General features: G+C 74.9%; 8 protein-coding genes and 3 tRNA genes. 2 read left to right on the forward strand and 9 right to left on the reverse strand.

The window, feature by feature from the left end; genetic code table 11:
- The 4 genes from AB0O82_RS02520 to AB0O82_RS02535 all read right to left on the reverse strand — a co-directional run.
- The coding region (locus AB0O82_RS02520) for an Ig-like domain-containing protein (RefSeq protein ID WP_363579771.1) at positions 1-2,207 on the reverse strand (2,207 nt) is incomplete at its 3' end.
- A gap of 277 nt (positions 2,208-2,484) precedes the next feature.
- Positions 2,485-2,560, reverse strand: a tRNA-Arg gene (locus AB0O82_RS02525).
- Positions 2,561-2,591: 31 nt separating this feature from the next.
- Positions 2,592-2,667 (reverse strand) — tRNA-Arg (locus AB0O82_RS02530).
- A gap of 235 nt (positions 2,668-2,902) precedes the next feature.
- A tRNA-Ser gene (locus AB0O82_RS02535) sits at positions 2,903-2,993 on the reverse strand.
- A 178-nt stretch (positions 2,994-3,171) separates the two neighbouring features.
- On the opposite strand from AB0O82_RS02535, the gene AB0O82_RS02540 reads away from it, so the two are divergent.
- Positions 3,172-6,648, forward strand: coding sequence for a PAS domain-containing protein (locus AB0O82_RS02540; RefSeq protein ID WP_363579772.1), 3,477 nt, complete (start codon positions 3,172-3,174; stop codon positions 6,646-6,648).
- A 106-nt stretch (positions 6,649-6,754) separates the two neighbouring features.
- On the opposite strand, the gene AB0O82_RS02545 is transcribed toward AB0O82_RS02540, so the two are convergent.
- Both AB0O82_RS02545 and AB0O82_RS02550 read right to left on the reverse strand, forming a co-directional pair.
- A complete protein-coding gene (locus tag AB0O82_RS02545) occupies positions 6,755-8,416 on the reverse strand; it encodes a long-chain fatty acid--CoA ligase (RefSeq protein ID WP_363579773.1) in 1,662 nt (553 codons plus the stop codon).
- A 147-nt stretch (positions 8,417-8,563) separates the two neighbouring features.
- Positions 8,564-9,421, reverse strand: a complete 858-nt coding sequence (locus tag AB0O82_RS02550) for a glycoside hydrolase domain-containing protein (protein ID WP_363579774.1) — start codon at positions 9,419-9,421, stop codon at positions 8,564-8,566.
- Between the two features lie 152 nt (positions 9,422-9,573).
- On the opposite strand from AB0O82_RS02550, the gene AB0O82_RS02555 reads away from it, so the two are divergent.
- Complete coding sequence (locus AB0O82_RS02555) at positions 9,574-10,638, forward strand: EamA family transporter (RefSeq protein ID WP_363579775.1); 1,065 nt, start codon at positions 9,574-9,576, stop codon at positions 10,636-10,638.
- Positions 10,639-10,684: 46 nt separating this feature from the next.
- On the opposite strand, the gene AB0O82_RS02560 is transcribed toward AB0O82_RS02555, so the two are convergent.
- From AB0O82_RS02560 to AB0O82_RS02570, 3 genes are all read right to left on the reverse strand, one after another.
- A complete protein-coding gene (locus AB0O82_RS02560) occupies positions 10,685-11,470 on the reverse strand; it encodes a pyridoxal 5'-phosphate synthase (protein ID WP_363579776.1) in 786 nt (261 codons plus the stop codon).
- Between the two features lie 447 nt (positions 11,471-11,917).
- Complete coding sequence (locus AB0O82_RS02565) at positions 11,918-12,247, reverse strand: hypothetical protein (RefSeq protein WP_363579777.1); 330 nt, start codon at positions 12,245-12,247, stop codon at positions 11,918-11,920.
- Between the two features lie 426 nt (positions 12,248-12,673).
- The gene (locus tag AB0O82_RS02570) at positions 12,674-14,038 is read right to left on the reverse strand and encodes an FAD-linked oxidase C-terminal domain-containing protein (protein ID WP_363579778.1); all 1,365 of its coding nucleotides are present in this window, start codon (positions 14,036-14,038) and stop codon (positions 12,674-12,676) included.
- Positions 14,039-14,053 lie beyond the last annotated feature (15 nt).

A 14,053-nucleotide genomic window follows, 5' to 3' on the forward strand; every position in this document is an offset into this window, starting at 1 on the left:
GACGCCGCCGCCGACGCCGATGGGCTCGGCGCCGCCGCGACGCGCACCGGCACCGCGTCCGCCGCCGCCCCGTTCCCCGCCAGGTCGGTCGCCGTGACGACCAGCCACTGCTGCCCGTCCGTCAGGTCCCGGTTGGCGGTGCAGGTCCAGCTGCCATCGAGGGCCGCCGTCGCCCCGCACAGCACCGTCCGCTCGCCCGAGACCGAACCCAAGGCCGAACCCGAGGCCGAAGCCGGCCCCGAGGCCGCCGAGCCGCCCGCCCGCGCCGTGACCAGCACCTTCGAGCCCGGCTCGGCCCGCCCGGTGAACGTCGGCCGACTGACCCGCAGGGTCTCCCCGGCGGCCGGCGAGCCGAGCACCGGCTTGTCCGGCGGGACGGTGTCGACGACCAGCACGACCGCCTGCCCGGCCGTCCGGTTCCCGGCCGCGTCGACCGCGACGGGGGTGAGCAGGTGGCGCCCGTCCACCAGGTTCTCGACCGGCAGGCAGGACCACTGGCCGTCCGCCCGGACGGCGCTGCGGCACAGTTCGGCGGCCTGGTCGGTGACCGCGACGGTGCTGCCCGCCTCGCCGGTGCCGGTGAGCTGGATCCCCGGGTCGTTGGTGTACTCCGGGAGGGTGAGGACGGGCGCTGCGGGCGGCGCCGTCTTCACGGTGACCCGGACGGCCTCGCCGCGCAGCACCACACCACCGCTGGTGATCTCGACCGGGGTGAGGGAGTGCGGGCCCGCGGTGAGCGCTTCACCGGGCCGGCAGGACCAGCCGCCGCCGCGCTCGACCCGGGCCCGGCAGGCCGTGGCGTCACCGTCCCGGATCTCCACCGAGGCGCCGGCGACCGCTCCGTCGCCGTGGACCCGCGGACGGGCTTCGGCGAGGACGGCGCCGTCGACGGGTTCGGCGATCTCGGGCCGGGCGGCGCCGACGGTCAGTTTGATCCGCTGGTCGGTGACCTGCCCGGAGTCGGCGAAGCCGCCGGAGGGGACGAGTTGGCTGGCGTCGCGGGCGATCCGCAGCCGGGCCCAGGTGTCGCCGGAGCCGGCGCCGGTCGGGACGGTCCATTCCAGGGTCGCGGTGTCGGCGCCGGCCGGGATCTCGGTCTGCACCCGCTCGGCGGGGTCGAAGCGCCCGCTGTGGTCGAAGTCGATCCAGCCGGCCAGGGTCGCGGGCTGGTCGCCGACCGCCACCGGGACGGTGAGCCGGTAGTAGCGGCCGATCGCGGCCTCGGTGGGGAAGCCGATCGACGGGTCGGCGCCCTGGTACTCGCCGCGGCCGGGCTGGAGCTTGGGGGGCGGCGGGCTGGCGAAGACGCTGCGCCGGCCGGCTCCGTGGTCGAGCTGGACCAGCGGCTCACCGGTCGGCCCGGCCGTGCCCCGGTCGTCGGCGGACCGGGGGCGGGTGCGGTGCGCAGCGTTGGCGGCGTCCGCGCCGAGGAACAGGTCGGAGAGCACGTGCGAGGCGTTGCCGTAGTTCTGCGGGGCGGTGCCGAGGTCCTCGTCGACGGTGACGGTGTAGGCCTGGCGCAGGACGGGCGGGGCGGTGGTGCTGCCGGCCCGGGCGGTGGAGCGCTGCTCGATCCGGAAGACCGCGGTGCGCAGGGTGCCGACGAGTTCCAGGGTGCCCTCGGAGGCGGAGCCGGCCGCGCCGTCGGAGCTGCCGTCGGCTCCGACGGGCGCGAGGGCGTTGGCGTCGACCGTCCAGCCGGGCCAGTCGGTGCGGTTGACCAGGGTGGGGGCGGCGGGTGAGCCGCCGGTGAGGGTCAGCCGGGCCGCGGTGCTGGTGGTGCCCGACTTCCCGGTGGCGAGCGCGACCAATCCGCTGAGGTGCAGCCGGGGATTGCGGACCGGTCGGGAGAAGGCGAGCCGGAGCGTTCCGACGGTGCGCCAGGATCCGTCCGTCTGCGGGCGGTTCTCGGTGACGCTGAAGGTCTGCGCGGGGTTCCCGGGGTGCATTCCGTCCGTGTACGGCCCGGCCGCACGCCCCCCGCCGGGGCGGTCGGCCAGTTCGCCGGCCGCGGCGGCCACCTCGGTACCCGGGGTGGCGGTGAATTCGAGCTGGACGGAGAGGCCGGAGGGCAGGACCGCCCGGTGCTCCCCCGACCAGGCGTCAGGGGACTGCTGGGCCACCGAGCGTGGGGCGTTCCAGCCGGTCAGCAGCCCGGCCACGAGGACGGTCAGGGCGACGGCCGTGCGGGGAAACTGTCGGCCCATCCGGCTCTCCTTCGCGGTCGGCTGCCGGGGTGCCGGGCAGCCTGGGCACAAGATCTGACAAAAAGGAATCACGATCCTGAGCCGGTCATACTGCGACACCTGGGCTTATAGCCGGGTCCCACCCGTTTGGCGGTCATCCGAGCGACAGGACGGGATATACCCGAAACAGATGCATTTCATCCATTAGGCCCGCAATCCAGAACGGACCAGGCACCCGGCGCCCTGTCCGGGCCCGGAAACGGGAGAAGCCCCCGGCCGGTGGCCGGGGGCTTCTCGCTGGTGCGCTCAGCAGGATTCGAACCTGCAACCTCTTGATCCGTAGTCAAGTGCTCTATCCGTTGAGCTATGAGCGCAAGGAACGGGCGAACCCGATCTTGCGGAGATTGGTGCGCTCAGCAGGATTCGAACCTGCAACCTCTTGATCCGTAGTCAAGTGCTCTATCCGTTGAGCTATGAGCGCTCGCCCTGATGAACGGTGCCAGCGGGGCGTTGCGGGGACAACATTACATGACCTGCGACGCGGGACGAAATCGATTGCTCCCTCCCTCCGGGCCGACCCCTTGGAGGCCGCCCGGGCCCCCGACGGCCCCGGCCCGCGGGGCAGGTCGGGGAGGTGGGCGGCGGGGTGGGTCCGGAACCTCCCCGGGGACGGGGAAAGCCCCGCCGACAAGATCGTCGACGGGGCTTTCCGGCTGCGGAGGCTGAGGGATTTGAACCCTCGATCAGGAATAACCCCGAAACCGCATTAGCAGTGCGGCGCCATAGACCGGACTAGGCGAAGCCTCCTCCACAGGGACCACGTCCGCGTGAGCGGACCCGTTCCGTGTGCCTGAGATGATGCCACAACCGTGGGGCTCGGCACCAACCACCGCCCACGTTACTAGGCGGGTCGACCCCGCCGCAAAGAAGAATGAGATACTGCCGTCTCCGGAGGAGCTGCCCTGAGCCGAGGAGACCTGTCGACGTGAGCAGCAGGCCGATCCGAGGCGCTGCTCGCCTCGCCGCCATACTCGACGCCCTGCCCGACGCGTTGTTGCTGGTGAACAGCAACGGCACCGTCGTGGACGCCAACAGCGCAGCCGTCCAGGCGCTCCAGACGCCCGGCACCTCGCTGGTCGGCATGGGCGTGCTGGACCTCCTGCCCGAGTTCGACCCCAGCCGGATCCCCGGCTCGATGCGCCCGGCCGCCCGCGACGGCGACGAACCCGACCGCCCGGTCCGGATGACCGCCCGGCGCACCGACGGCACCAGCTTCCCGGTCGAGGTCTCCGGCAACGACTTCCCCGACGACGGCACCGGCGAGGGCCGCGGCTACGGACTCACCTCGTACGACTCGTACCGCGAGCGCTCCCGCCCGTCCTCCGCGAGCGACCTGCTCCTGCTGCTGGTCCGCGACCTCTCCAGCCGGCTCGGCGTCGAGGCCGAGCTGCGCCGCCAGCACAAGCAGACCGAGATGATCCTGCGCGCCGCCGCCGAGGGCGTGCTCGGCGTCGACCTCGAAGGCCGCTGCGTGCTGGTCAACCCTGCCGCCGCGCACATCCTGGAGTACCGGGCGAGCGAGCTGGGCGGGCGCGAACTGCACCCGCTGATCCAGCACTCCCGGGCCGACGGCACACCGCTGGCGCTGGAGGAGTCCGCGCTGCTGGACACCCTGACCTCCGGACGCAAGCACCGGGTGCGCGGCACCGTGCTGTGGCGCAAGGACGGCCGCCCGGTCACCGTCGACCTCACCACCGCGCCGGTGCGGGACGGCGACCAACTGGTCGGCGCGGTGATGACCTTCACCGACCGCAGCCGCGAACTCGCCCTGGTCGCCCGCAACGAACACCTCACCGCCGTCCTGGAGAGCGAACTCGGCGGCGCGCTGACCGCGCTGAACCAGCGGCTGGACGCGCTCGCCGCCGACCCGGCCGGGCAGCTGTGGCCGGAGGCCAACTGGACGCTGCGTCGGCTCGCCGACGAGTGCCGCCGGTTCAGCCGGCTGATCGACGGCGTGCTCGCGCACCAGCGCTCCGAGGCCGGCGAAACCGGCGAGACCGCCCCGGCGGACGGCCCGGACGCGAAGGACGGCAAGGACGGCAAGGACCGCCGCAAGCCGACCGAGCGGCGGGTGCCGGTCGCCCTGGACAAGGTGGTCCGACGGGCCGTCGAGGCGGCCGGCGAGCTGGTCGGCCCGGGCCGGGTGCGGTTCTCGGTGCACGCCGCCGCCGTCGAGGTGATCGCCGACGAGCGCCGGCTCGCCCAGGCGCTGGCCCACCTGGTCGCCGACGTCAGCGGCATCGGCCTCGCCCTGGACGCCCCGACCGCCCCCTCCCCCGGCCTGGCCGCCCCCGGCGCGCCCGCCGCGCTGCCCTCCGGCGGCGAGCCGCCGACCGTCGTCCTGGCCGCCGCCCAGCGCGGCGAGGTCGCCCGGGTCGAGATCCGCGGGCCCGGCCTCGGCGGCAGCCCCGTCCACCTGCCGATAGCCCGCGCGGTGGTCGAGCGCCACGGTGGCGTGCTCCAGCCGCACGAGCTGCCCGGCAAGGCCGGCACCACGTACGTCGTCGAGCTGCCGTTGGACCCGGCCGCCGCGAAGGCCGCCGCCGAGCGCGCGGCCGCCGAGGGCCGCTCCGACCGGCCCAAGGAAGGCGACAGCGCCGTCCTGCCCGACCTGCCGGGCATCCCGCAGCTGCCCAGCAGCGACGAAGCCCCCGAGCCGGTCGCCGACGGCGGCGAGCAGGCCGACCGCGAGACCCCGGCCGCGGCCGCGGAGGCGGAGCAGCCCGCCGAGGAACCCGCCGCCGAGCGGCGCGGCCGCCGAGGCCGCCCCGCCGCCGAGGAACCGGCGCCGCCGACCCGGACCGCCCCCAGCGCCCCCGCCGACCAGTGGCCGAACGCCCCCGCCCGGATCGAACGGGCCGTCCCCGAACAGTGGAACGGCACCGGCAACGACCCCGCGTACGGCCGCCAGGGCCTGGCCGGTCCGGACGGCGCGCAGCGCGACCCCTGGGGCAAGGACGACGGCCGCTCCGGCCCCGCCTACGCCGTCCCCGTCGAGGGCGAGCGCCCGCAGCAGCACCGGACCGGCGGGCGCGAACCGCTCGCGCTCGGCCCCGGCACCGGTGCCGCCCCCGCCGACGGCACCCCGGCGGGCGGCACGCCCGCCGCGGAAGGCGCCCCGGCCGCCGACGGCGCCGAGGCCAAGCCCCGCCGGCGCCGCGCCCTGCCCTCCACCGAGGACTCCTCCGGCGGCTTCGCCCTCCCCGGCGCCACCGACACCCCGGTGTACCCCGGCCTGGAGCACGCCCTGCCGACCGGCCCGGCACCCGCGCAGCCCGAGCCCGCCGCCCCACCGACCGGCCGCCGTCGCCGGCTGGCCGTGCCGCCCGGCCCCGGCCAGGAGGCCCCGGCCGCGCCGTCCGACCAGGCCCCGCAGGAGGACCGGCCCGCGCCCGGCGGCCCCGCCGCGCTGCCGGCCGCCCGCCCGGCGCTGCCCGCCGCCGAGGACCCGTCCGGCCCGCGCCCGGTTGGCACCGGCCTCGCCGAACTCGCGCCGCCGCGCCCGCTCGGCGGTTCGCCGACCCCCGCCGCCGGGCCGCAGCCGCCCGTCCCGGCCGAGGCCAGGACCGCCCCGCGCCCGATGGCCGAACTGCCCGCCGCCGCCGGCGACCGGACCGAGGAGCAGCCGCCGGCCATGGCCGGCCCGAACGGCTCGACCGGCGAGGGCGGCAGCGCCCGTCGGCTGCTGGTCTGGCCCGAGCCCGATCCGGCCACCCGGCAGGCCCTCCAGGAACGCGGCTACCGCCCGGTGATCGTCCGCTCCCGCGAGGAGGTGGACGCCCAGGTCGCCGGCTTCCCCGCGGCGCTCTTCGTCGACCCGCTGACCAGCCCGATCACCCGCACCGCGCTGCAGTCGCTGCGCACCGCCGCGCTCAACAGCCGCGTCCCGGTGCTGGTCACCGCCGGTCTCGGCCAGGCCACCCGGGACGCCGCGTACGGCGCCGACCCGGCCGTGCTGCTGCGCGCCCTCGCGCCGCGCGACGGCGAGCACCACGCCCCGCGCGTCCTGCTGGTCGAGGGGGACCCGGACATCGCCGCCGCCATGATCAGCAGCCTGGAGCGGCGCGGCATGCACGTCGAGCACGCGGTGGACGAGAACGACGCCGTCGCCCGGGCCAGCAGCGTGCAGCCCAACCTGGTGGTGATGGACCTGCTCCAGATCCGCCGCCGCCGGGTCGGCCTGCTGGACTGGCTGCGCGCCAACGACCGGCTGCACCGCACCCCGCTGGTGGTCTACACCTCGGTGGACCTCGACCCGCGCGAACTGCCCCGGCTGCGCACCGGCGAGACCGTGCTGTTCCTCGCCGAGCGCTCGACCAGCGCCGACGTCCAGTCCCGGATCGTCGACCTGCTCGGGCGGATCGGCGCGATGGGCGAGGCGGGCGTCGCCGCGGCGGGCTGACCGCGCTCTGACGCCGAGGGCCCGGCGAGATCCGCACGGCACGCGCCGAGGGCCGGCCACCCCGCTGGAACGGGGGGTGGCCGGCCCTCGGCGGTCGGGCGGACGGCTACTCCTTGCCGAGCACCGTCACGTCCAGCTCGTCCGCCGCGTAGCTGGCGCGGATCACCTTCTTGTCGAACTTGCCGACCGAGGTCTTCGGCACCGACTCGACGATCGACCAGCGCTCCGGCAGCTGCCAGGAGGCGATCCGTCCGGCCAGGAAGGCCCGCAGCTCGCTCAGCCCGGCCGTGGCACCCGGGCGCAGCACGACCGTGGCCAGCGGGCGCTCGCCCCACTTCTCGTCCGGGACGGCGACCACGGCGGCCTCGGCCACCTCGGGGTGGGCCATCAACTGGTTCTCCAGTTCGACCGAGGAGATCCACTCGCCGCCGGACTTGATCACGTCCTTGGCCCGGTCGGTGAGGGTCAGGTAGCCGTCGGCGGTGATGGTGCCGACGTCGCCGGTGCGCAGCCAGCCGTCCTCGGAGAACTTGTCGTCCGGCCGGAGCGGGTCCTGCCCGGCACCGCCGTAGTAGGCCCCGGCGATCCACGGGCCGCGCACCTCCAGCTCGCCCGCCGCGACGCCGTCGTGCGGCATCCGCTCACCGGACGGGCCGACCAGCCGGGCCTCGACGGAGGCCGGGAAGATGCCCTGGGTGACCCGGTAGGGCCACTCCTCCTCCGGGGTGAGGCCGCCGGGCGGCTGGGCGAAGGAGCCGAGCGGCGAGGTCTCGGTCATGCCCCAGGCGTGCAGCACGCGGATGTCGTGGCGCTCCTCGAAGCCCTTCATCAGCGAGGGCGGGCAGGCGCTGCCGCCGATGACCACCATGCGCAGGCTGGAGGTGTCGTAGTCGCCCGCGTCGAGCTCGTCCAGCAGGCCGCTCCAGATGGTCGGGACGGCGGCGCCGACGGTGGGCCGGACGGCGGCGATCATCTCGGCCATCGGCTTGGGCTGGAGGAAACGATCCGGCATGAGCAGGTTGGCGCCGGACATGAAGGCGGCGTGCGGGATGCCCCAGGCGTTCACGTGGAACATCGGGACCACCGGCAGCGCGGTGTCGCGCGGGGTGAAGGCGAAGTTGTCGCCGGTGTTGACCTGGAGGCAGTGCAGGTACACCGAGCGGTGGCTGTAGAGCACGCCCTTCGGGTCCCCGGTGGTGCCGGAGGTGTAGCAGAGCACGGCGGCCTCGCGCTCGTCGAGGTCGCCGCGCCACGGGTAGGCGGTGGGCCGGCCCGCGATCAGCTCCTCGTAGTCGTGCACGGTGCCCGGGAAGCCGGCCAGCAGCGAGCGGTCGCCGGGGCCGTTCACCACGATGTGCCGGAGCGTCGGGGCGAGGTCCGGCAGGACGGCGGCGAGCAGCGGGAGCACGCTGCCGTCCACGATCACCGCGTGGTCGGCGGCGTGGTTGACGATGAACGAGAGCTGGTGGGCGGGCAGCCGCAGGTTGAGCGTGTGCAGCACGGACCCCATCGCGGGGACGGCGAGGTAGGCCTCCAGGTGGACCGAGTTATTCCACATCAGGGTCGCGACCCGGTCGTCCCCGGTCACCCCCAGTTCGTCGCGGAGCGCGTGGGCGAGCTGCGCGGCCCGCGCCCCCACCTCGGCGTACGTCCGCACGACCGGCCCGGTGCCGTCCCAGGTGGTGACGGTGGACCGGCCGTGGATGGTGGACCCGTGCTCAAGAATCCGGGCGACGGTGAGCGGGACGTCCTGCATCGTGCTGAACACGGGTCCTCCTTGACCTGGCGGCACTGGCGGCTGCGCCCGCGGCACCTACCGGGCGGTAATGCGCGCGGACGTGCCCGATTGTGCCGCCCCGCCCCGCCCGCTGTCAGTATCCCGGCCCCGTTGCCCGCATCACGGATCGGCGACGCGTCAGCCCGCGGTCGGGCCGTCGACGTGGTTGCGGTCGATCGTGAGGGCGGCGCCGCCGTAGGTCTCCTCGACGTTGCCGCGGTACTGGTGGACGCGCTGGTGGTAGCCCCAGAGGTCGGAGCCTAGGGCGCCGGAGTCGGCGGTGTCGGCCCGGTCGTCCCAGCGGGCGTACCAGAGGGCGTCGGGCAGCGGAAAGCTGCCGGCCCGGGCGGCGGCGGCCAGGTCGGCGATGCCGGAGTCGAGGCTGGAGTAGAAGCCGGAGCGGTAGCCGGCGGCGTGCAGGGCCTGGGTCCAGCCGACGGCGAAGTCGACCACCGCCTGGCCGCAGGCGGGGTCGCGCATCGGGTAGGCCTCGATGTCGAGGTAGACCGGGCCGCCCTTGCCGAATCCGAGCGAGCCCATCGCGTGGACGGCTTCGGTGGCCTCGTCCCGGCCCTGCTCGACCGCGTGGGCGGGGTCGATCCGGCGCGGCTTGTTGCCGAGTTCGCTGCACGGCGCCTGGAGCCCGACGTGGGCCGGCAGGAAGCGCCAGCCCAGTGCGCGGGCCTGGCGCACCCACTCGGCGGTGAGCCGGGGCTGGCCGCAGCCGCGCTGGGCGCCGCTGACGTAGATGCCGAGCGCGCCGTACGGGGAGACCCCGTGCCAGGCCCGCAGGGTGTCGAGGGGCGGCGCGGTGCAGACGTCGAAGGCGGGGCCGGTGAAGTCGTCGTGGATCCTGGGCGGGCCGAACCGGTCGGGCAGGGTGAGGGCCCGGATGCGTGGGAGGGCGGCGGCCCCGGCGCTCACGCCCGTCCCGTCGGTGGCCAGCAGGAGCACGAGGGAGGCGGCGAGCAGGGCCACGGGGCGGAGATAGCGCACCCGCCCTTGCTACTGACGGACCATCGGACGAATGCGGCAACCACGCCGGGCGCACCGGGAGAGCCCACCCTTTCGGCCGCACCCGTCCACATCCGTCCCGATAGTTGTAACGAGCTTGCCCGTTCATCACTCCTTACGGCAAACTCGCCCATATGCCCACCTCCCATCCCAGCGAAACCACCGCCCCGATGCCGGCTGCCGCCGTCGCCGAGGCGCTTGCCATGCCGCCCGCCCCCCAGGGCGAGCCCGCCGGCGAGCGGGGCAGCTGGCGACGAGGCGGGGCACCCGGCTCCACGGCACCGCCCGACGCGCCCCCCGGCCGGCCCACCGGCCGACTCCCGAAGGTCCTGCGGCGCCCGGAGAGGATCCCGGCGCCGCTTCTCTGTCTGACCGCGATGTTCCTGGTGCAGACCGGGATCGCCCTGTCCAAGCCGCTGTTCGGCCCGCTCGGGGTCAGCGGCACCACCTTCCTGCGGCTGGGCTTCGCGGCGGTCATCCTGCTCGCCGTCACCCGGCCCCGGCTGCGCGACAAGCGCCCGCGCGACCTCGCCGCGGCGGCCCTGCTGGGCGTGGCCTCGGCCGGGATGACCTTCCTGTTCGCCGGGGCGATCGACCGGCTGCCGATGGGCACCGCCGCGACCATCGAGTTCCTCGGCCCGCTCGCGGTCGCCCTGGTCTTCGCCCGGCGTGCCAGCCACCTGCTCTGGGCGCTGCTCGCCGCCGGCGGCGTCGTCCTGCTGACCCTGCTCGGCGAGGGCGGCGACGGGGGCGGGCTCGACCCGGTCGGACTGCTCTACGCCTTCGGGGCGGCCGCCTGCTACGCCGCGTACATCCTGTTCACCGACAAGGTCGGCGCCGCCTTCCAGGGCTTCCAGGGCCTGGCGGTGTCGATGACGGTCGGCGCGCTCGCCCTGGCGCCGTTCGGACTCGGCCAGGCCTGGGACGGGCTGACCGCGCCCGGCGCCTCGCCGCTGGGGCTGCTGGCCGCGGTGGCCGGGGTGTCGCTGCTGCTGCCGGTGATCCCGTACGCGCTGGAGATGACCGCGCTGCGGCGGATGCCGCAGCGGGTGTTCAGCGTGCTGGTCAGTCTGGAGCCGGCAGTCAGCGCGCTGGTCGGCCTGGTGGTGCTCGGCCAGCTGCTGGGCGTGCCGCAGCTGGCCGGGATCGGCTGTGTGGTGGCGGCCAGCGTGGGAGCCACGCTGACCGGGCGGCGGTAGGGCAGCACGGTCGGTCCGAGGGCCGGGCCCTTGGACCGTCAGGTCGTCACGGCCACAGCAGGGTGCGCGACCACTCCGGGGTCCGGACCGGTCCGGTGCGGGTGTAGCGCAGCCGGACGTGCCGGCGCTGCGCGTCGCCCTGCCAGTACTCCACCTCGTGCGCCCACAGGGTGTAGACCGCGTGCCCGGCCGCGACGGCGTCCGGGGTGGCCTCCAGGCGGCGGCGGGCGACGGCGACGGCCTCGTCGTACTCGGCGAGCGAGGCCATCGGCTCGCTCTGCCGCCCGACCAGCGCGCCGACCCGGGCGTCCGGGGAGCGGGTGGCGAACTCGGCGGCGGCGACCAGGTCGGCGGCCCGCTCGACGGTGCCGCGGACCCGTACCTGGCGGCCCAGCTGGGGCCAGTAGACGGTCAGCGCGGCGGCCGGGTGGTCGGCCAGCTGGCGGCCCTTGGGGCTGTCGGCGGCGGCGGAGAAGACCCAGCCGGTGCCGGCCGCGTCGACGTCGCGCAGCACCAGCACCCGGGCGTCCGGCAGGCCGTCCGCGTCGACCGTGGAGAGGGTGACCACCTGCGGGTCCGGCACGCCGGCGGCCAGCGCGGTGGCGAGCCAGTCCACGAACAGCGGGCCGGGCTCGGCGGGCGCGGCCTCGGCGTCGAAGGTCGGCAGCGGGCGGGCCATCGGCGGGCGGCCGAGCAGCAGCTCGGGCACGGACTTCGGCTCGGGCCGGTGCTCCGCCGGCTCCCGGCGGGCGTCCGGCCCGGATCGCGGAACCGGCTCCGGTGCAGGCCAGGCCTCGCCCGGGCCGGTCAGGCCCTCCTCCTCCGCCGCCATCGCGCGCCCTCTCCTCCGGTTGCCGCGGTCGCCGCCCCGGCCGGGCCGTCCTTCCCGGGCCCGGGCACGTGGTGCGCTGTCGGAGCGCAACCGTACCGCCGAACACCGACGGCTCCGGGCGCGGGCCCTCGCTGGACGCGTCCGGGCCGTCCGGGCCGGCCTCGACGGGCGGTCCCGGGCGGTGTCGGCGGCGACGGGCAGCCGGCGACGAGCGGGCCCGGGCGGTTCGCTCCCGGCTCCGGACGCACTCGTGGGCGGTGCCGATGGCGGCACCGCCCACGAGGCCGGCTTCACGGTGACCCTTTCCGCTGGCCGGTCATGCGCTGTTCTGATCCGCGCCCGGGCGGGAATTCCGCCCGGAGACTGGTTCGAGCCCCTCCGCGAGTGCTCAGCTCACCCGCGGCCGCCCACCTCCGGCGCCCCCGCCGTCGGTGGTGCCCGATCGGATCAGTGGAAGATCGGGGCGAACACGACGTTGATGTTCTTGTTGGACTGCCCGGCCAGGATGGTGCCCGCGTTGTCCTTCACCGCGAGGGTGTTGTTCTGGTTCGAGGCGCCCGTCCCGGTGGCGGTCTGCTGGGTGGAGATGTAGTTGCCGTCGACCCCGCCGAACACGTTGCCCGTGCCGACGTTGGACACCACGCCGGCGTTGGAGCCGGCACCGGCGCCCGCACCGTTGTCGGCGGCCGCAGCACCGGCACCGGCCAGCAGCAGGCCGGCCGCGAGCGGGGCGGCGAGCAGGAGTCCGGCCACCCGGCGGGTGTGGATGCGAGCCATGAGAGCCTCCAAGAAGCTGTAAATCGTGCAATTGTCGAGCAGGGGGTGCGGGAGTTCGCCGGCCAGACGAACACCTGCGGGCTGCGACGCCGAGAGACAGACTTCCGCAACAAATCGACAAAGCACTAGTCGGCGAAGCAGTTTTCGCCCGTTAGCGTGATATCCACCCGGGCTGCGCATAACGGACCGAAAATCGGACAGTGCGCCGACACGCCCCTACTGAGCTGGCACTTTGCCCGGGCGATGGCCTCCTGGAAGGCCCTTCAGGCAGGGCGCTCCGCCGTCACACGAACCACCAGGCGCACCACCCCGGCGCAGGGAAATCAGGAAACGCGCCCCCGAAAAGTTCGACCACCCTCCCATGTCGACTTTCCCAGCCATTCCCAGACCATCGGAAAGTCGTACTGGAATATGGGAGAAATAACATCACACCATCTTGCCCGGGTTCATGATTCCCAGCGGATCGAAGACCGCCTTCAGCTGTCGCTGGAGGTCCAGCGCGACCGGCCCCAGCTCGCGCGCCAGCCAGTCCCGCTTGAGCAGCCCCACCCCGTGCTCCCCGGTGATCGTGCCGCCCAGCTCCAGCCCCAGCGCCATGATCTCGTCGAAGGAGCGCTGCGCCCGCGCCGCCTGCTCCTCGTCCGAGCCGTCGAAGATCACGATCGGGTGGGTGTTGCCGTCCCCGGCGTGGCTGACCACCCCGATGGTCAGCGCGTGCCGCTCGGCGATCAGCGCCACGCCGTTCAGCATCTCGGCCAGCCGGGAGCGCGGCACCGCCACGTCGTCGATCATCGTGGTGCCCAACCGGTCCAGCGCGGGCAGTGCCAGTCGCCGGGCCTCCAGCAGCAGCTGCGACTCCGCCTCGTCCTCGGCCGGCACCACCTCGGTCGCCCCGGCCGCCCGGCAGAGCTCCGCCACCCGCGCCAGCCCGGCCTCCCGGTCCGGCCCGTCGAAGGCCACCAGCAGCAGCGCCCGGGTCGTCTCCGGCAGCCCCATCCGCCCCAGGTCGTTGACCGCCCGCACGCTGACCGCGTCCATCAGCTCCATCAGCGACGGGGTCAGGCCGCACGCCATCACCTCGCAGACGGCCGCGCCCGCCGCGTCCGCGCTCGGGAACTCCGCCGCCAGCGCCAGCTGCGGCGCCGGCGCGGGCCGCAGCGCGAGCACCGCCCGGACCACCACGCCCAGCGTGCCCTCCGAGCCGACCAGCAGCCGGGTCAGGTCGTACCCGGCCACGCCCTTGGCCGTCCGACGCCCGGTGGACAGCAGCCGCCCGTCCGCCAGCACCACGTCCAGGCCGAGCACGTACTCGCTGGTGACGCCGTACTTCACGCAGCAGAGCCCGCCCGCGCCGGTGCCGATGTTGCCGCCGATCGTGCAGGACTCCCAGCTGGACGGGTCCGGCGGGTACGAAAGGCCCAACTCACCGGCTGCTCGCGAAAGTTCGGCGTTCACCACGCCGGGCTCGACCACCGCGATCCGGTTCACCGGGTCGAGCTCCAGGATCCGGTTCAACTTCACCATCGACAGCACGATGCAGCCGTCCACGGCGTTCGCCGCACCCGACAGCCCGGTCCGCGCCCCCTGCGGCACCACCGGCACCCGCAGCGCGGTGGCGATGCGCAGCACGTGCTGCACCTGCTCGACCGTCTCCGGGAACACCACCACGGCGGGCGCACCGGCGGCGCAGAAGCCGGCCATGTCGTGGCGGTAGGCGGCGGTCACGTCCGGATCCACCACCACCGCCCCGGCCGGAAGGCCCTGCGCCAGTCGGTCCGTCAGGTCACCCATCGCCGCCTCCACTCG

This window comes from Kitasatospora sp. NPDC088264, assembly GCF_040685715.1.
In the GTDB taxonomy this organism is placed as follows: Bacteria; Actinomycetota; Actinomycetes; order Streptomycetales; family Streptomycetaceae; genus Kitasatospora.

What these genes read in the sequence shown, in the direction of transcription:
- AB0O82_RS02555 (WP_363579775.1), top strand. Translation starts at nt 9,574, where the DNA reads ATGCCCACCTCCCATCCCAGCGAAACCACCGCCCCGATGCCGGCTGCC.
- AB0O82_RS02560 (WP_363579776.1), bottom strand. Translation starts at nt 11,470, where the DNA reads ATGGCGGCGGAGGAGGAGGGCCTGACCGGCCCGGGCGAGGCCTGGCCT.
- AB0O82_RS02565 (WP_363579777.1), bottom strand. Translation starts at nt 12,247, where the DNA reads ATGGCTCGCATCCACACCCGCCGGGTGGCCGGACTCCTGCTCGCCGCC.
- AB0O82_RS02570 (WP_363579778.1), bottom strand. Translation starts at nt 14,038, where the DNA reads ATGGGTGACCTGACGGACCGACTGGCGCAGGGCCTTCCGGCCGGGGCG.